Source organism: Serratia sp. EC4, assembly GCF_059652115.1.
Window position 1 is genome coordinate 586,921 of sequence record NZ_JBNIDE010000001.1, and the last position, 16,019, is coordinate 602,939.

Here is a 16,019-nt window from a genome sequence, read left to right on the forward strand (position 1 = left end):
GAAATTAACGGCGCCGGAGCGCCGGAAAAAAGGGGGACGTTAATCCAACTGCAGCTGAGGAACCACTTCCTTCACCTGCGCCAGATAATCGCTGCGGTCTTTGCCGCCCAGCCCTTCGGAACGCGGCAGTTTGGCCGTCAGCGGGTTCACCGCCTGTTGGCCGGTCCACAGTTCAAAGTGCAGGTGCGGCCCGGTGGAGCGGCCGGTGTTGCCGGAGAGCGCAATGCGATCGCCGCGTTTCACCTTCTGCCCTGGTTTCACCAGCAGTTTTTTCAGGTGCATATAACGCGTGGTGTACTGGCGGCCGTGGCGGATCGCCACATAGTTGCCCGCTGCGCCGCTGCGCTTGGCGATCACCACTTCACCGTCGCCGACCGCCAGCACCGGCGTGCCGACCGGCATGGCGAAATCGACGCCCTTGTGCGGCGCCACGCGGCCGGTCACCGGGTTCACGCGGCGCGGGTTGAAGTTGGAGGAGATGCGGAACTGCTTCATGGTCGGGAAACGCATGAAGCCGCGCGCCAGGCCAGAGCCCTGGCGATCGTAGAATTTGCCGTCTTCGGCGCGGATCGCATAGTAATCCTTGCCGCCGGTGCGCAGACGCACGCCCAACAGCTGGCTTTGCGATTTCTTACCGTCGAAATGCTCACGCGACATCAGCACGGAGAACTGGTCGCCTTTGCGCAGCTTGCGGAAATCGAGCTGCCACTGCAACGCCTTGATCACCGCATTGATTTCGTTACGGCTCAGCCCGGCGTCGCCGGCGCTGCTGACGAAGCTGCCGTTGACCCGGCCGCTGATCACATTGTTGCGCCATTCGCCCTGCTGCGCCTCTTTAGACTCTTTGAAGCTATTGCCGACGCGGTCATAGGTGCGGGTTTCGCGGCGCGAAACTTCCCAGGTCAACTGCTGCAGATCGCCCGCATCGTTCACGGTCCACGACAGCTGTTGGCCGATCTTCAGATTACGCAGATCGCGGTTTTGCGAAGCCAGCAAGGTGACATCCGACATATCGATGCCGTACTGCGTCAGAATGCTGCCAAGGGTGTCACCGGTGGAAACCACATATTCATGCACGCCGTCGTCGCCGGCATCTTTCTGATCCAGCTCATCCTGCGGGATTTCGTCATCGGGGGTGGGTTGGTCGGCATCTATCGGTTCACTGGCTTCGGGGAGCAATGACCGCATCTGGCTGGATTCTAACTCGACGCTCTTGGCGATGGGATTGTGTTCTGGGTGGTAAACAAAAGGCCGCCAAACAGCGACGGCCAATGTGACGACTGTCAGCGACCCCAGCATGACGCGGTGGGGCCGTGGCAGGTTGTTATACGCCAGAGCGATAGTTCGGACTATCTGCTGCACTCGATATTATCCTCATAAGCTTTACTTCAGGCAGCTCACGTACTGGTTTGACAGCTGAGCCAGGAATTTCCCGTAGCTGTCCTTCCCCAGCGCGATGCCGGTGCCCAGCGGGTCCAGCGTTCCGGAACGCACTTTGGTACCCTTGGCGACGGCATTGATTACGGCCGGCCTGAATTGTGGCTCAGCAAAAACGCATACCGCTTTCTGCTCAACCAACTGTGTTCGAATTTGGTGTAGGCGCTGTGCTCCAGGCTGAATTTCGGGATTGACGGTGAAATGGCCCAGCGGACTCAAACCGTAGTGTTTCTCAAAGTAGCCGTAAGCATCATGAAAAACAAAATAACCCTTACCTTGCACAGGCGTAAGCATGTTACCAACATTTTTGTCAGTTTGCGTCAGCAGATTCTCGAACTGGCGCAGGTTTGCGTCTAATTTGTCCTTATTTTGCGGCATAAGTTCCAACAATCTGTCGTGAATCGCGATCGCGGTCACTTTTGCTATCTCCGGCGACAACCAAACGTGCATATTGTACTCGCCGTGATGATGCCCATGATCGTCATCGGCATGGTTATGCGCTTCGCCTGCATGATCATGATCGTCGTCCTCTTCGCCTTTCATCAGCAACGGCTTCACCGCCGGCAGTTCGCTGACAGCCAGCTTTCGGGTCGCCGAGATAGGCACCAGCGCCTTGTTCAGGAACGCTTCCATGTCCGGACCGACCCACAACACCAGATCAGCGGAACGCAAGCGTTGGATATCCGAAGGACGCAACGCAAAATCGTGCGGCGAAGCGCCGTCCGGCAGCAACACTTCGGTCGGCGTCACGCCGTCGGCGATGGCCGAAGCGATAAAGCCTAATGGGCGAATCGAGGTCACCACCGCAGCGGAAGCGCTGCTCAGCGGGCCGGCCATCAACAGTGCGCTGGCCAACAGCGTACGCTGCAGCCATTTATTTTTCTTTGCCATCATCAGTAATCCCATCGTTTTCATCAACAAGGCGTGATATTATAACATTCGCTTCGTTCTGCAACCTGTAATCTCGAGATGTCTACACTGATAACGCTAAAAAATATCTCCGTCGCCTTCGGCAGCCGCAAGGTGCTGTCGAACATTTCCCTCAGCCTGCAACCCGGCCGTATTCTCACGCTGCTTGGCCCGAACGGCGCGGGCAAATCCACGCTGGTGCGCGTGGTGCTGGGATTGGTCAAACCGACCGCCGGCACGCTGGAGCGTGAGCCCGATCTGCGCATCGGCTATGTGCCGCAAAAGCTGCACCTCGACGCCACCCTGCCGCTGACCGTCAGCCGTTTTATGCGTCTTAAACCTGGCGTAAAGAAAGCCGACATTCTGCCGGCGCTCAAGCGCGTGCACGCCGCCCACCTGCTCGACCAGCCGATGCAAAAGCTCTCCGGCGGTGAAAACCAGCGCGTGCTGCTGGCGCGAGCGCTGCTGAACAAACCGCAGCTGCTGGTGCTGGACGAACCCACGCAAGGGGTGGACGTCAACGGTCAACTGGCGCTGTACGATCTGATCGATCAGCTGCGTAAAGAGCTGGGCTGCGCCGTGCTGATGGTGTCGCACGATCTGCATCTGGTGATGGCGAAAACCGACGAGGTACTGTGCCTCAATCAGCACATCTGCTGCTCCGGCGCGCCGGAGGTGGTGTCGATGCATCCTGAATTCATCGCCATGTTCGGCAACCGCGGCGCAGAGCAGCTGGCGGTGTATCGCCACCATCACAATCACCGCCACGATCTGCAGGGAAGAATTGTCTTGAAGAAAACCGGGAGCCGCGAAGCATGATTGAACTGTTACTTCCCGGCTGGCTGGCCGGCGTGTTGTTGGCTAGCGCCGCCGGGCCGCTGGGTTCCTTCGTGGTCTGGCGCCGCATGTCCTACTTCGGCGACACCCTGGCGCACGCCTCGCTGCTCGGCGTCGCCTTTGGTCTGCTGCTCGACATCAATCCCTTCTATGCGGTGATCGCCATTACGCTGCTGTTGGCTTTGGCCCTGGTGTGGCTGGAACGCCGCCCGCAGCTTTCGGTGGATACGCTGCTCGGCATTCTGGCCCACAGCGCCCTGTCGCTGGGGCTGGTGGTGGTGGCGTTGATGTCCAACGTGCGGGTCGATCTGATGGCCTACCTGTTCGGCGATCTGCTGTCGGTCACGCTGAGCGACATCGTGATGATCGCCGGCGGCGTCGCCGTGGTGCTGTTGGTGCTGTGGTGGCAATGGCGCGATCTGCTGTCGATGACCATCAGCCCGGAGCTGGCGCACGTCGATGGCGTCAATTTGGCGCGGGCGCGCACCGTGTTGATGCTGGTCACCGCGTTGACCATCGGCCTGGCGATGAAATTCGTCGGCGCGCTGATCATCACCTCGCTGCTGATCATCCCTGCAGCCACCGCCCGCCGCTTCGCGCGCACGCCGGAACAGATGGCCGGCGTCGCGGTGCTGCTCGGGATGGTGGCCGTCACCGGCGGCCTGACCTTCTCGGCGTTTTACGATACGCCGGCCGGCCCTTCGGTGGTGCTGAGCGCCGCCGTACTGTTCACGCTGAGTCTGTTCAAAAAACAGCAGGCTTGATTAAAGCCGGGATATGACAAGGGCCGCATCTGCGGCCCTTTCTTATTGGCGGATTAAAAATTTACTCTTCGCGTTCGAGACCAAAGTGCCGGTAGGCATGCTGCGTCGCCAGGCGGCCGCGCGGCGTGCGCTGGATAAAGCCCTGCTGGATCAGGAACGGTTCAATCACGTCTTCGATGGTTTCGCGCTCTTCACCGATCGCCGCCGCCAGGTTGTCCAACCCGACCGGGCCGCCGGTAAACTTGTCGATAATCGCCAGCAGCAGTTTGCGATCCATATAGTCGAAGCCTTCGGCATCGACGTTGAGCATATCAAGCGCCTGCGCCGCCACCGAACCGCTGATCACGCCGTTGGCGCGCACTTCAGCGAAATCACGCACCCGGCGCAACAGGCGGTTGGCGATACGCGGCGTGCCGCGCGCGCGGCGGGCCACTTCATGGGCTCCCTCGTCGGACAGCTCCAACCCCAGGCACCCGGCGCTGCGCGAGACGATGTGCTGCAGATCCGCCACCTGATAAAACTCCAGCCGCTGGACAATGCCGAAGCGATCGCGCAACGGCGAGGTCAGCGAACCGGCGCGGGTGGTGGCTCCCACCAACGTGAACGGCGGCAGATCGAGCTTAATCGAACGCGCCGCCGGCCCTTCGCCGATCATGATATCCAGCTGATAGTCTTCCATCGCCGGATACAATACTTCTTCCACCACCGGTGACAAACGGTGAATTTCGTCGATGAACAACACGTCGTGCGGTTCGAGGTTGGTCAGCATCGCCGCCAGATCGCCCGCCTTCTCCAGCACCGGGCCGGAAGTGGTGCGCAGATTCACGCCCATTTCGTTGGCCACGATATTGGCCAGGGTGGTTTTCCCCAGCCCCGGCGGACCGAAGATCAGCAGGTGGTCGAGCGCGTCGCCGCGCTGCTTGGCCGCCTGGATGAAGATCTCCATCTGCTCGCGTACGTGCGGCTGACCCACGTATTCGGTCAGCAGCTTGGGACGAATGGCGCGATCGAGGACTTCTTCCTCATTGATCGGTTCGGCGGAGATCAGGCGATCGGCTTCAATCATTATCTACCTCTTAGCGGCCTTACAAAGCAGCGCGCAACGCGTCACGGATCAGGGTCTCGCAGTCGGCACCCGGCTTGGCAATTTTGCTGACCATGCGGCTGGCTTCCTGCGGCTTATAGCCCAGCGCTACCAGCGCCGAGACCGCTTCGGCCTCCGCGTCAGCCTCAGGCGCTTTCTCCGCGGCGGACGGCAGGCTGATCTCGCTGCTGCTGTTGAACAGATCGCCGTTCAGCCCTTTGAAGCGGTCTTTCATCTCTACCACCAGGCGCTCGGCGGTTTTCTTGCCTACGCCCGGCAGCTTGACCAGCGCGGTGATTTCTTCGCGCTCCACCGCGCTGACGAACTGCTGCGCGGACATGCCTGACAGGATGGCGAGCGCCAGTTTCGGCCCGACGCCGTTGACCTTGATCAGCTCGCGGAACAGCGCGCGCTCCTGCTTGTCGTTGAAACCGTACAGCAGCTGCGCATCTTCACGCACCACGAAGTGGGTAAACACGATGGCCTCTTGCCCCAGTTCCGGCAGCTCGTAAAAGCAGGTCATCGGCATGTGCACTTCATAACCCACACCGTTCGCCTCCAGTAACACCAGCGGCGGCTGCTTTTCCAGAATATTTCCTCTGAGACGACCTATCATTTACCCTCCTGCGGAATGACCGGGCATGGCGCCCTGCCATGCCGTTGCTGGTAAAGCTTATAACATAAAAAAGGCTGGATGAATATCCAGCCTGAGCAATCATCGCTTCGCGTCAGCGCAAACGCCCGCGCGCCAGGTTCAACCGCCCTTCGCTCATCCGCAGCACGTTCTGGCTGAGATGACAATGGGTGATGGCGATGGCCAAGGCATCCGCGGCATCCGCCTGCGGGTTGGCCGAGAGTTTGAGCAGCGAACGCACCATGTGCTGCACCTGCGCCTTTTCGGCTGCGCCGGTGCCGACCACGGTTTGTTTGACTTGCCGCGCCGCATATTCGAACACTTCCAGATTCTGATTCACCGCCGCGACAATCGCAACGCCGCGCGCCTGACCGAGCTTGAGCGCCGAATCCGGGTTCTTGGCCATAAATACCTGTTCGATGGCGAAGAAATCGGGCTGAAACTGGGTGATGATCTCGCTGACGCCGGCGTAAATCAGCTTCAGCCGCGTCGGCATGTCGTCCACCACCGTGCGGATGCAGCCGCTGGCGATATAGCTCAACTGACGCCCCTGCTGGCGGATAAGGCCATAGCCGGTGACGCGCGAGCCGGGATCGATACCGAGTATGATCGCCATATCTACATCCACCTTGCATGCACGGCGCCGCCGAACGGCGGCGCCCGTTTTACCGGATTACAGCGTCGCCGCCACTTCGTCGGAGATTTCACCGTTATGGTAAACTTCCTGCACGTCGTCGCAGTCTTCCAGCATATCGATCAGGCGCAGCAGCTTAGGCGCGGTTTCCGCGTCCATGTCGGCCTTGGTCGATGGGATCATCGACACTTCCGCCGCTTCAGCTTCGAAGCCCGCCACGGTCAGCGCGTCTTTCACCGCGCCCAGGCTTTCCCAGGCGGTGAACACGTCGATGGCGCCATCGTCATAGGTCACGATGTCTTCCGCACCGGCTTCCAGCGCCGCTTCCATTACGCTGTCTTCATCCAGGCCCGGTGCGTAAGTGATTACGCCCTTCTTGGTGAACAGATAAGCCACAGAACCGTCGGTGCCGAGGTTGCCGCCGCATTTGGTAAAGGCGTGACGCACTTCCGCCACGGTGCGGTTGCGGTTGTCGCTCAGGCATTCGATCATGACGGCGGTGCCGCCAGGGCCGTAACCTTCATAGATGATGGTTTCCATATTGGTATCATCATCGCCGCCCACGCCGCGCGCGATCGCGCGGTTCATGGTGTCGCGCGTCATGTTGTTCGACAGCGCCTTGTCCATCGCCGCGCGCAGACGCGGGTTGGAATCCGGATCGCCGCCGCCCAGCTTCGCGGCGGTGACCAGCTCACGAATAATCTTGGTGAAAATTTTACCGCGCTTGGCGTCCTGCGCCGCTTTACGGTGCTTTGTGTTGGCCCACTTACTATGACCTGCCATAAAAAATCTCCGAAAAAAACTACTGGACTGAATTGATCACGAACTCTTCAATCGCCTGCTGATTGCTCCACGACTTGGTCAACTTCACGGCCTCGGCCGCCTCAAGCCATTGGTAAGCGTGATGCTCGGTAATTACCGGATCGCGCTCCTCGGGCAACGCCAGACAGAACCAGTGCTCTTTATTGCGCGTGGTTCCCGGCGCATAGCGATGTCGCAAATGGACAAAGAGTTCAAACTCCACGCAGCGCTGGCAATCGAACAACGGCAGGTGCTCTGCTTCGATATCGATGCCCACTTCTTCCATGACCTCACGCCGTGCGGCATGCGGCGGCGACTCATCCTGTTCCAGGCTGCCGGTGACCGACTGCCAGAACTCGGTATCGTCGCGCCGCTGTAACATCAGCACCCGACCACTGGATTTCGCGTAAATCACTACCAGGATAGATTCAGGGCGCTTGTAACTCATCACTCGCTCTCTTGTTCCGCACCGGCTTTCTTTACCACACTGATCGCCAGCTCCTGCAGCGACGCCGGGTTGGCGAAGCTCGGTGCGTCGGTCATCAGACAGGCCGCCGCGGTGGTTTTCGGGAAGGCGATGACGTCGCGGATGTTGTCGGTGCCGGTCAGCAGCATCACCAGACGGTCCAGGCCGAAGGCCAGGCCGGCGTGCGGCGGCGTACCGTACTTCAGCGCGTCCAGCAGGAAGCCGAACTTCTCGCGCTGTTCATGTTCGTCGATGCCCAGAATGCTGAATACCGTCTGCTGCATTTCGCTGCGGTGAATACGCACCGAACCGCCGCCCACTTCGTAACCGTTGATGACCATGTCATAGGCGTTGGCGATAGCGTTGACCGGCGCGGCGGCCAGCTCTTCCGGGCTCATGTCGCGCGGCGAGGTGAACGGGTGGTGCATCGCCGCCAGGCCGCCCTCTTCGTCTTCTTCGAACATCGGGAAGTCGACCACCCACAGCGGCGCCCAGCTGTCGAGTTGGGTCAGCCCCAGATCGCGTCCCAGCTTCAGGCGCAGCGCGCCCATCGCATCGGTGACAATCTTGAAACTGTCTGCGCCGAAGAACAGGATGTCGCCGGTCTGCGCGTCGGTGCGCGCCAGGACAGCTTCCAGCACTTCCGCGCTGAGGAATTTGGCGATCGGGCTCTGCACGCCTTCCATGCCGGCGGCGCGGTCGTTGACCTTCAGCCAGGCCAGGCCTTTGGCGCCGTAGATGTTGACGAAAGCGCCGTACTCATCGATCTGCTTGCGGGTCAGCTGTGCGCCGCCCGGTACGCGGATCGCTGCCACGCGGCCTTTGACGTCGTTGGCCGGGCCGGAGAACACTTTGAACTCGACGTCCTTGACCAGGTCGGCCACGTCCACCAGCTCCAGCGGGTTACGCAGGTCCGGCTTGTCGGAACCAAAGCGACGCATCGCTTCGGCGAAGGTCATGACCGGGAAATCGCCCAGTTCCACGCCCTTCACGTCCAGCCACAGTTCACGCGCCAGTTTCTCCATCACTTCACGCACCTGCTCGGCGGTCATGAAGGAGGTTTCGACGTCGATCTGGGTGAATTCAGGCTGACGATCCGCACGCAGATCTTCATCGCGGAAGCATTTGACGATCTGGTAGTAACGATCGAAGCCGGACATCATCAGCAGCTGTTTAAAAAGCTGCGGAGACTGCGGCAGCGCGTAGAATTTGCCCTTGTGCACGCGGCTCGGCACCAGGTAATCGCGGGCGCCTTCCGGCGTCGCCTTGGTCAGCATCGGCGTTTCGATGTCGAGGAAGCCGTGGCTGTCCATGAAGCGGCGCACGAAGCTGGTGATTTTGGCGCGAGTCTTCAGACGCTCGGCCATTTCCGGACGACGCAGATCGAGGTAACGGTATTTCAGGCGCGCTTCTTCGCTGTTGACCTGGTTGGAGTCCAGCGGCAGCGGCTCGGATCGGTTGATGATCTCGAGCGCGTGGGCGAACACTTCCACTTCGCCGGTGGCCATATCTTTATTGATCTGGCTGTCCGGACGCGCACGCACGGTGCCGACGATCTGGATGCAGAATTCATTGCGCAGGTCATAGGCCTTGTCGAACGCCACTTTCTGGTCCGGATCGAAGAACACCTGCACGATGCCTTCGCGGTCGCGCATATCAATAAAGATCAGGCCGCCCAGATCGCGACGACGATTGACCCAACCACACAGAGTGACTTCCTGGCCCACGTGGGACAGATTCAACTGCCCGCAATATTCAGTACGCATACGCTATCCTTTTACACAGCCGATGCCGCGCCGGGCTACTGCGCCCCTGTCGCGCGGCTGTTATCTGATAAATTCTACTTGTTACCCGGTTTAAAATCCGTCGCATACCAGCCGGTGCCCTTAAGCTGGAAGCCGGAGGATGAGATCAACTTGGTCAACGCGGGCTGCCCACACGCCGGGCAGTCTGCCAGCGGCGCATCGGAAAATTTTTGCAATTTCTCTAACCGATGGTTGCAAGCACCACATGCATATTCATAAATCGGCATAGGTCGTTGGATTAAAGAGTGTTGAAAAAAGGGAGTCATTATAAAGGAAATTCATCCGCCCGATAAGTGCGAACACAGCATTGTTACTGCACTAAATGGCGCGTTTTTGTCCGAATCAACACATCGGTTAACAAATTTCCCATTAACCTGCGACAGTTTTTTCACGTAGCCTGATTCTCCCCCGGTTTTGCGCCGAACGCAGCTCGTCCGACGCGCCGAACAGTTTTTATCCACTTCGCAACGAGATGAAATCCATGCTGAAACTTGACGCCCAAACCACCGCTCTGGTGCTGATCGATTTGCAAAACGGCATTCTGCCCTACGCCGGCGGCCCGCACGGCGCCGACCAGGTGATGGCGAACGCCGCCCTGCTGGCCGCGCGTTTTCGCATGCTGGGCGCGCCGGTGCTGTTGGTGCGCGTCGGTTGGTCAGACTCCTTCGCCGAGGCGCTGAAACAACCGGTGGATAAACCGGCTCCCGCGCCCGCCGGCGGTTTGCCGGCCACCTGGTGGGAGTTCCCCGCGCCGCTGGCGGTCTGCGACAACGATATTTTGATCACCAAGCGCCAATGGGGCGCCTTCTACGGCACCGATCTGGACTTGCAGCTGCGCCGTCGCGGCATCAAATCCGTAGTCTTGGGCGGCATATCCACCAATATCGGCGTGGAGTCCACCGCCCGCGCCGCCTGGGAACACGGCTATGAGCTGGTGATCGCCGAAGACGTCTGCAGCGCGCAGAACGCGGAAATGCACCGTTTCGCGTTCGAACACATCTTCCCGCGTTTGGCGCGGGTGCGCGACACCGGCGAAATTCTTGCCGCGCTCGACCGGTAACGTTAAGTTGTAGCCTGATAATCCAAGCACAAGTAAAGGAAGACGACGCCGTGATCTACATCGGACTGCCGCAGTGGCAACATGCAGCCTGGAACCGTATCGGGCTGCGTGATTTGGCGGATTACAGCCGCTACTTCAACTGCGTGGAAGGCAACACCACCTTCTACGCGCTGCCGAAACTGGACATCGTGCAGCGCTGGCGCGACATGACCGGCGACGATTTTCGCTTCTGCTTCAAATTCCCGTCGGACATCAGCCACAAGGCCGCCCTGCGCAACTGCGCCGCCGAGCTGCAGGCGTTTTACCACTGTCTGAGCCCGGTGCATCAGCGCATCGGCCAGTTGTGGCTGCAGCTGCCCGCCGCCTTCGGCCCCGATGAGCTGCCGCGCATGTGGCAGTTCTTCGAAAGCCTGCCGCAGGAATTCACCTACGGCGTAGAAGTGCGTCATCCGGCGTTTTTCGCCAAGGGCGAGGAAGAGCGCGCGTTGAATCAGGGGTTGCACCAGCGCGGCATCAATCGGGTGATCCTCGACAGCCGCCCGGTGCATCACGCCGCCCCCAACACCGCTGCCGTACGCGATGCCCAGCAGAAAAAACCGAAGCTGCCGGTACACGCGCTGGTCACCGCCGACCAACCGTTAGTGCGCTTTATCGGCGGTGGCCAGTTGGCCGATAACCTGCGCTGGTTCGAAGCCTGGCAGCAAAAACTGCCGCAGTGGCAGCAACAGCATCAGCCCTATCTGTTTATTCATACGCCGGACAACGGCGATTCGCCCCAGCAGGCGCAAAAAATTTGGCAGCAGTTGCGCCTGGCGATCCCTGATTTGCCTGCGCCGCCAGACTGGCCAGAACAAGATGCACTGTTTTGACCTATTAATCTGACCAATAACATCAAATATTTCCCCGCGACAGTGAATACAATGACGGCTATGATGCTGACTGCCAGTTTTGGTTAGGGAACGGAGTTAAAAATGGTAAGCGCGCTTTATGTGGTGCTCGGCGCATTGTTGTTGATCAAACTCTCTTATGACGTAGTCAGATTAAGGATGCAGTACCGCGTAGCCTACGGCGACGGCGGTTTCTACGAATTGCAGACCGCCATACGCGTGCATGGCAACGCCGTTGAATACATTCCTATCGCTGCCGTATTGCTGGTGATCATGGAAATGAACGGCGCGGAAATCTGGATGATTCACCTCTGCGGCCTGATGCTGATGGCCGGGCGGCTGGTGCATTACTACGGTTTACGCAACCGTGAGGTTCGCTGGCGCCGTTCCGGCATGGCCGCGACCTATATCTCTTTGTTGTTGATGGTTCTGGCAAATATCTTCTATCTGCCTTGGGATCTGATTTTCAGCCTGCACTGATCCCGTTTTATCATCAGGCGGCCGCGCCGCCTGCTTCCGCTCCGCTTTTTTGCGCTTTTCTGTTAGACTACGCAGCTTCGAATTCTGAACTGATTTGCCGCTATGCCAAACCGCGATACCCTTTTCTCCGCTCCCATCGCCAAATTGGGCGACTGGACCTTCGACGAACGCGTCGCCGAAGTGTTCCCCGACATGATCCAACGCTCGGTTCCCGGCTATTCCAACATCATCTCGATGATCGGCATGCTGGCCGAACGCTTTGTGCACCCCGACAGCCGAGTGTATGACCTGGGCTGCTCGCTGGGCGCAGCGACGCTGTCAATGCGGCGAAATATCAAGGTGCCCGGCTGCACTATCATCGCCGTCGATAATTCGCCGGCGATGGTGGAACGTTGCCGCCGCCATATTGACGCCTTCCGCGCCGACACGCCGGTTGATGTCATCGAAGCCGACATTCGCGACATCGACATCGAAGACGCCTCGATGGTGGTACTGAACTTTACGCTGCAGTTCCTCGAGCCGGCCGATCGCCTGCGCCTGCTGGAGAAAATCTATCGTGGCCTGCGCCCGGGCGGTGCGCTGGTGTTGTCGGAAAAATTCAGCTTTGAAGACGCCGAAGTCGGCGAGCTGCTGTTCAACATGCACCACGATTTCAAACGCGCCAACGGATACAGCGAGCTGGAGATCAGCCAAAAACGCAGCATGCTGGAAAACGTGATGCTGACCGATTCAGTGGAAGCGCACAAAGCGCGTCTGCAACAGGCCGGATTCGAGCATGCTGAGGTGTGGTTCCAGTGCTTCAACTTCGGTTCGCTGATCGCTCTGAAAGCGGGGGATGCGCAATGATCGAATTCGGTGATTTCTATCAGCGCATTGCCAAGAGCCCTCTCAGCCACTGGCTGGATACGCTGCCCGCACAGCTGAGCGCCTGGCAACGCGAATCGCTGCACGGCAAATTCAAGCAGTGGTTCAACTCGGTGGAACATTTGCCGACGCTGACCCCCACCCGTCTCGATCTGCTGCACGGCGTGCGCGCTGAGATGGAGCCCGGCCTGTCGCCGGGCCAGCTTGAAGGCGTCGAGAAAATGCTGCGCACCCTGATGCCGTGGCGTAAAGGGCCGTTCTCGCTGTATGGCATCGATATCGATACCGAATGGCATTCCGACTGGAAATGGGATCGCGTGCTGCCGCACATTTCTCCGCTGGCCGGACGCACCATTCTCGATGTCGGCTGCGGCAGCGGTTATCACCTGTGGCGCATGATCGGCGCCGGCGCACATCTCGCCGTAGGCATCGATCCGATGCAACTGTTCCTGTGCCAGTTCGAAGCGGTGCGCAAGCTGTTGGGCGGCGATCAGCGCGCCCACCTGCTGCCGCTCGGCATCGAGCAATTGCCGGATTTGGCGGCGTTCGACACCGTGTTCTCAATGGGGGTGCTGTATCACCGCCGCTCGCCGCTCGATCATCTGTATCAACTGAAAAATCAGCTGGTAGCTGAAGGCGAACTGGTGCTGGAAACGTTGGTGGTGGAAGGCGATCGCCACCAGGTGCTGGTGCCGGGCGATCGATATGCGCAGATGCGCAACGTGTATTTCATCCCTTCCGCCGAGGCGCTGAAATGCTGGCTGGAGAAGTGCGGTTTCGTCGACGTGAAGATTGCCGATATGTGCGTCACCAGTCTCGAAGAGCAGCGCCGCACCGACTGGATGACCAGCGAATCACTGGCCGAATTCCTCGATCCGAACGATCGCAGCAAAACGGTGGAAGGCTATCCGGCGCCCCTGCGCGCCGTGCTGACTGCAAAAAAACCCTAGCGCTCGCTAATCGGGCCGGCCTGCGCCGGCCCCTACTTACCCGTTGCTGGCATCGACAATCCGCAGCTCATACACCATCGTCGCGTTCGGCGGGATCTGCGGCGCATAGCCCGTTTCACCGTACGCCAACGCCGGCGGCACCACCATCGTCAGCGAACCGTGATTTTTCAGATGACCGATCGCCTCGCGGAACAACGGCGGATAGGCGGAGAGCGGCTGAGACATCACCTTTCCACTGCGATCCATATCCTGAATCACGCTGCCGTCGGTTAAGCTCTCTTTCACCACGATGTCTACCCGCGCGTTTTCCGCAATGGTTTCATCACCCGCATAATCGATGCGATACCAGAAGCCGGAAGGCGATTTCTGCGTGCCCTTCTTCTTTTTGAACTCGGCAACGAACGCCTCACCCTTGCTGGTCTGCGTCTTCGCCGCCTGGTTTCTGGCGTCACTCACCGCTTTTTCCGACTCCGCCAGCGCGCGGGTCAGCTGCGCATCGCTCAACTGGTAATGGCCGTTGAAGGTATCGATCACGCCGGCCAGCAACATGGTTTTATCGGGTGTGATGCCCCAATTTTTACGCTCAGCCAGCATCGTTTGGATATCGCGCCCCAAGGCGACGCCGGCAGCATAGCTCTGTTGCTCCGGTTTTTTCTTCAGCGTTTTCACTTCCGGCAACCATTTGGCCCGCGATCTCAGCCCGCTCAGTTCGTCTTGCAAAGCTTGCTGAGCCTGATGGGCGGCAGCCAGCTCCGCTGCCGTTTTATCCGCCCGTTGCGTCGCTTCATCCCTCTTCTGCGCTGCCTGCGCGCTTTCCGCCGTCACCGCCGCCAGACGTTGTTCCAGCATTTTGGCCTGCTCGGTTTGCGCTTTGTTTTTTTCCTGCAGTTGCGCCAACTGCCGCTGCAGTTCCTCCGTCGCTTTGGCGGCTTCTATCGCCTGCTTTGCCAACGACGCCTGCAGGCTTTTCTCTTGTTGCTCGGCCTGCCGACGTTGGTCATCACGCTCTTTCTGCAGCTGCGCCAGCTGCTGTTGAAGCTCGCCCACCGCCTTGGCGGCTTCGGCTTTTTGTTGTTCCAGCGCCGTCTTCAGGCTTTTCTCTTGTTGCCCCTCCTGCTGTCGTTGGACGCCCTGTTCTTTCTGCAGCTGCGCCAGCTGCCGCTGCAGTTCATCCGTCAACTTGGCGGCCTCGACCTTTTGTCGTTCCAGCTCAGCGGCGGCCGCTTTTTTGTCCTGCTCATAACGCTGACGCGCTTTATCATTGGCGGTTTGCGCCACCGCCAGCTTCTCCTCCCAAACCTGCTGCCGAACGTTTTCCGCCTGTTTGGGCAAGGCCGCCAGCCGCTGTTCCAGCAAGGCAATGCGCCGATCTCGCTCCGCGGTTTGTTGCTTTTGCCGCGCTAACGCGGCTTGCACCTCGGCGATCTGCGCCTGAGCCTTGCGCTCCTGCGGCGTCAGGTTCAGCGCCTGTCGCACGCCGCTGGCGAAGTCGCTCAACGCGCTCAGATCGGGAGCCGGTGCCGGTTTATCGGCAGCCGTCAGGGATGACGCAACGCGCAGCGCGGTCAGCTCCTGCTGCAGTGATTGAATAGCGGCTTGCTGTTGTTCCAATCGAGTCTCTTTCTCACGCAGCGCCTTTTGCAACTGCGTCAGTTGCTTTCTCTGCGCAGCCGTTTCACGAAGTTGAACCGGCCGGGACGCCGGCTTTTGGATTTCCCGGGGCGGGGTAACCGCGGCGTCAGCCGCCGGTGCATCCTGTTGCTGGTAGCGCTCGGCAAACTGCAATAATGCAGGCACATCGTCATCCGCCACGGCCAGCGTTGGCGCAAGCGCCAGCGATATCATCAGGCTCAGCAGTGCCTTTCTCGCACGAGGGATCATTGGGCGCGTTCTCCGCGCTCAGCCAGACCGGTCATCATGGCAGAACTGATGTCAGCGCAGAGACGGCTGGTGCGATAACGATACAGCGCATCGACGGTTTCCTGCGTGCCCGTATTGATCCGCTGGCGCACGCCGGCATACTGCGCCGCACCGCTCATCAAGGTATCGAACTCGCGTTTGAATTTCTGATATTTCTCGTTATCCATGCCGCGCATGGCATCCAGTTCGCGTTGGCACTGCTGCATGCGCTCGGCCTCACGCTGCCGCTTATCCTGCTCCGCAACTTCTTCTGCGCTGGGCGGCTTACTCAATGTAGAAACGGGCCGCTTGGCGGTCTGGCAGCCGGTCAGGGCCAACGTCAGTAAAAGCGCAGCGGTCCAACTGTGTGCCGTTCGGGTCATTATCATTATCTCCTTGTTAAGTCCGCCGCCAACGCGCTCTGCAGTCGAGCTGACGGCTCTCCTCATTGATGCTGTGATGTTCCGGCCATCAGCCAAGCCGTGTTCGGACATGAAAATGCAGACGC

At 59.6% G+C, this 16,019-nt stretch carries 18 protein-coding genes; 7 read left to right on the forward strand and 11 right to left on the reverse strand.

Features of this window, described 5'->3' with window-relative positions; all coding sequences use genetic code 11:
- Positions 1-39 precede the first annotated feature (39 nt).
- Together mepM and znuA are read right to left on the reverse strand one after the other, a co-directional pair.
- Positions 40-1,362, reverse strand: a complete 1,323-nt coding sequence (gene mepM, locus ACP39K_RS02705; protein WP_028127477.1) for a murein DD-endopeptidase MepM — start codon at positions 1,360-1,362, stop codon at positions 40-42.
- Between the two features lie 21 nt (positions 1,363-1,383).
- The gene (gene znuA, locus ACP39K_RS02710; RefSeq protein WP_028127478.1) at positions 1,384-2,328 is read right to left on the reverse strand and encodes a zinc ABC transporter substrate-binding protein ZnuA; all 945 of its coding nucleotides are present in this window, start codon (positions 2,326-2,328) and stop codon (positions 1,384-1,386) included.
- A gap of 78 nt (positions 2,329-2,406) precedes the next feature.
- Between znuA and znuC the strand changes: the two genes are divergently transcribed.
- Together znuC and znuB are read left to right on the forward strand one after the other, a co-directional pair.
- A complete protein-coding gene (gene znuC, locus ACP39K_RS02715) occupies positions 2,407-3,165 on the forward strand; it encodes a zinc ABC transporter ATP-binding protein ZnuC (protein ID WP_004932357.1) in 759 nt (252 codons plus the stop codon).
- Positions 3,162-3,947 (forward strand): zinc ABC transporter permease subunit ZnuB, encoded by a 786-nt coding sequence (znuB, locus tag ACP39K_RS02720; protein ID WP_016927438.1) that lies wholly within the window; start codon positions 3,162-3,164, stop codon positions 3,945-3,947. Before znuC ends, znuB begins: the two co-directional genes overlap by 4 nt.
- A 61-nt stretch (positions 3,948-4,008) precedes the next feature.
- On the opposite strand, the gene ruvB is transcribed toward znuB, so the two are convergent.
- From ruvB to ACP39K_RS02755, 7 genes are all read right to left on the reverse strand, one after another.
- On the reverse strand, positions 4,009-5,013 hold the full coding sequence (gene ruvB / locus ACP39K_RS02725; protein WP_016927437.1) for a Holliday junction branch migration DNA helicase RuvB: 1,005 nt from the start codon (positions 5,011-5,013) through the stop codon (positions 4,009-4,011).
- A 19-nt stretch (positions 5,014-5,032) separates the two neighbouring features.
- The gene (ruvA, locus tag ACP39K_RS02730; RefSeq protein WP_016927436.1) at positions 5,033-5,647 is read right to left on the reverse strand and encodes a Holliday junction branch migration protein RuvA; all 615 of its coding nucleotides are present in this window, start codon (positions 5,645-5,647) and stop codon (positions 5,033-5,035) included.
- A 112-nt stretch (positions 5,648-5,759) separates the two neighbouring features.
- Complete coding sequence (ruvC, locus tag ACP39K_RS02735; RefSeq protein ID WP_004932367.1) at positions 5,760-6,281, reverse strand: crossover junction endodeoxyribonuclease RuvC; 522 nt, start codon at positions 6,279-6,281, stop codon at positions 5,760-5,762.
- Between the two features lie 57 nt (positions 6,282-6,338).
- Positions 6,339-7,082: a YebC/PmpR family DNA-binding transcriptional regulator gene (locus ACP39K_RS02740; protein WP_115116912.1), complete on the reverse strand. Its 744-nt coding sequence runs from the start codon at positions 7,080-7,082 to the stop codon at positions 6,339-6,341.
- A gap of 19 nt (positions 7,083-7,101) precedes the next feature.
- Positions 7,102-7,548, reverse strand: a complete 447-nt coding sequence (gene nudB, locus ACP39K_RS02745) for a dihydroneopterin triphosphate diphosphatase (protein ID WP_004932373.1) — start codon at positions 7,546-7,548, stop codon at positions 7,102-7,104.
- A complete protein-coding gene (aspS, locus tag ACP39K_RS02750; protein ID WP_147827250.1) occupies positions 7,548-9,332 on the reverse strand; it encodes an aspartate--tRNA ligase in 1,785 nt (594 codons plus the stop codon). The genes nudB and aspS overlap by 1 nt, the downstream gene beginning before the upstream one ends.
- A gap of 74 nt (positions 9,333-9,406) precedes the next feature.
- A complete protein-coding gene (locus tag ACP39K_RS02755; RefSeq protein ID WP_320204121.1) occupies positions 9,407-9,637 on the reverse strand; it encodes an FmdB family zinc ribbon protein in 231 nt (76 codons plus the stop codon).
- 215 nt (positions 9,638-9,852) lie between these two features.
- Here ACP39K_RS02755 and ACP39K_RS02760 point away from each other — a divergent pair, with 215 nt between their 5' ends.
- The 5 genes from ACP39K_RS02760 to cmoB all read left to right on the forward strand — a co-directional run bounded on the left by ACP39K_RS02760 (position 9,853) and on the right by cmoB (position 13,612).
- A complete protein-coding gene (locus ACP39K_RS02760; RefSeq protein WP_497008279.1) occupies positions 9,853-10,431 on the forward strand; it encodes a hydrolase in 579 nt (192 codons plus the stop codon).
- A 53-nt stretch (positions 10,432-10,484) separates the two neighbouring features.
- On the forward strand, positions 10,485-11,300 hold the full coding sequence (locus ACP39K_RS02765; protein ID WP_497008376.1) for a DUF72 domain-containing protein: 816 nt from the start codon (positions 10,485-10,487) through the stop codon (positions 11,298-11,300).
- A 102-nt stretch (positions 11,301-11,402) separates the two neighbouring features.
- On the forward strand, positions 11,403-11,798 hold the full coding sequence (locus tag ACP39K_RS02770; RefSeq protein WP_004932387.1) for an MAPEG family protein: 396 nt from the start codon (positions 11,403-11,405) through the stop codon (positions 11,796-11,798).
- 102 nt (positions 11,799-11,900) lie between these two features.
- Positions 11,901-12,644, forward strand: coding sequence for a carboxy-S-adenosyl-L-methionine synthase CmoA (cmoA, locus tag ACP39K_RS02775; RefSeq protein WP_033640101.1), 744 nt, complete (start codon positions 11,901-11,903; stop codon positions 12,642-12,644).
- A complete protein-coding gene (gene cmoB / locus ACP39K_RS02780; RefSeq protein ID WP_033640100.1) occupies positions 12,641-13,612 on the forward strand; it encodes a tRNA 5-methoxyuridine(34)/uridine 5-oxyacetic acid(34) synthase CmoB in 972 nt (323 codons plus the stop codon). Before cmoA ends, cmoB begins: the two co-directional genes overlap by 4 nt.
- A 36-nt stretch (positions 13,613-13,648) precedes the next feature.
- Here cmoB and ACP39K_RS02785 read toward each other — a convergent pair whose 3' ends face one another.
- Together ACP39K_RS02785 and ACP39K_RS02790 are read right to left on the reverse strand one after the other, a co-directional pair.
- On the reverse strand, positions 13,649-15,493 hold the full coding sequence (locus tag ACP39K_RS02785; RefSeq protein WP_497008280.1) for an FKBP-type peptidyl-prolyl cis-trans isomerase N-terminal domain-containing protein: 1,845 nt from the start codon (positions 15,491-15,493) through the stop codon (positions 13,649-13,651).
- Positions 15,490-15,894 carry a YuaE family lipoprotein gene (locus tag ACP39K_RS02790; RefSeq protein WP_033640098.1) on the reverse strand — a complete coding sequence of 135 codons (405 nt, stop codon included), beginning with the start codon at positions 15,892-15,894 and terminating at the stop codon, positions 15,490-15,492. Before ACP39K_RS02790 ends, ACP39K_RS02785 begins: the two co-directional genes overlap by 4 nt.
- Positions 15,895-16,019: the final 125 nt, after the last annotated feature.

What these genes read in the sequence shown, in the direction of transcription:
- ACP39K_RS02770 (WP_004932387.1), top strand. Translation starts at nt 11,403, where the DNA reads ATGGTAAGCGCGCTTTATGTGGTGCTCGGCGCATTGTTGTTGATCAAA.
- cmoA (WP_033640101.1), top strand. Translation starts at nt 11,901, where the DNA reads ATGCCAAACCGCGATACCCTTTTCTCCGCTCCCATCGCCAAATTGGGC.
- ruvC (WP_004932367.1), bottom strand. Translation starts at nt 6,281, where the DNA reads ATGGCGATCATACTCGGTATCGATCCCGGCTCGCGCGTCACCGGCTAT.
- ACP39K_RS02760 (WP_497008279.1), top strand. Translation starts at nt 9,853, where the DNA reads ATGCTGAAACTTGACGCCCAAACCACCGCTCTGGTGCTGATCGATTTG.
- cmoB (WP_033640100.1), top strand. Translation starts at nt 12,641, where the DNA reads ATGATCGAATTCGGTGATTTCTATCAGCGCATTGCCAAGAGCCCTCTC.
- znuA (WP_028127478.1), bottom strand. Translation starts at nt 2,328, where the DNA reads ATGGCAAAGAAAAATAAATGGCTGCAGCGTACGCTGTTGGCCAGCGCA.
- ruvB (WP_016927437.1), bottom strand. Translation starts at nt 5,013, where the DNA reads ATGATTGAAGCCGATCGCCTGATCTCCGCCGAACCGATCAATGAGGAA.
- ruvA (WP_016927436.1), bottom strand. Translation starts at nt 5,647, where the DNA reads ATGATAGGTCGTCTCAGAGGAAATATTCTGGAAAAGCAGCCGCCGCTG.
- ACP39K_RS02755 (WP_320204121.1), bottom strand. Translation starts at nt 9,637, where the DNA reads ATGACTCCCTTTTTTCAACACTCTTTAATCCAACGACCTATGCCGATT.
- nudB (WP_004932373.1), bottom strand. Translation starts at nt 7,548, where the DNA reads ATGAGTTACAAGCGCCCTGAATCTATCCTGGTAGTGATTTACGCGAAA.
- ACP39K_RS02785 (WP_497008280.1), bottom strand. Translation starts at nt 15,493, where the DNA reads ATGATCCCTCGTGCGAGAAAGGCACTGCTGAGCCTGATGATATCGCTG.
- znuC (WP_004932357.1), top strand. Translation starts at nt 2,407, where the DNA reads ATGTCTACACTGATAACGCTAAAAAATATCTCCGTCGCCTTCGGCAGC.
- znuB (WP_016927438.1), top strand. Translation starts at nt 3,162, where the DNA reads ATGATTGAACTGTTACTTCCCGGCTGGCTGGCCGGCGTGTTGTTGGCT.
- aspS (WP_147827250.1), bottom strand. Translation starts at nt 9,332, where the DNA reads ATGCGTACTGAATATTGCGGGCAGTTGAATCTGTCCCACGTGGGCCAG.
- ACP39K_RS02790 (WP_033640098.1), bottom strand. Translation starts at nt 15,894, where the DNA reads ATGACCCGAACGGCACACAGTTGGACCGCTGCGCTTTTACTGACGTTG.
- ACP39K_RS02740 (WP_115116912.1), bottom strand. Translation starts at nt 7,082, where the DNA reads ATGGCAGGTCATAGTAAGTGGGCCAACACAAAGCACCGTAAAGCGGCG.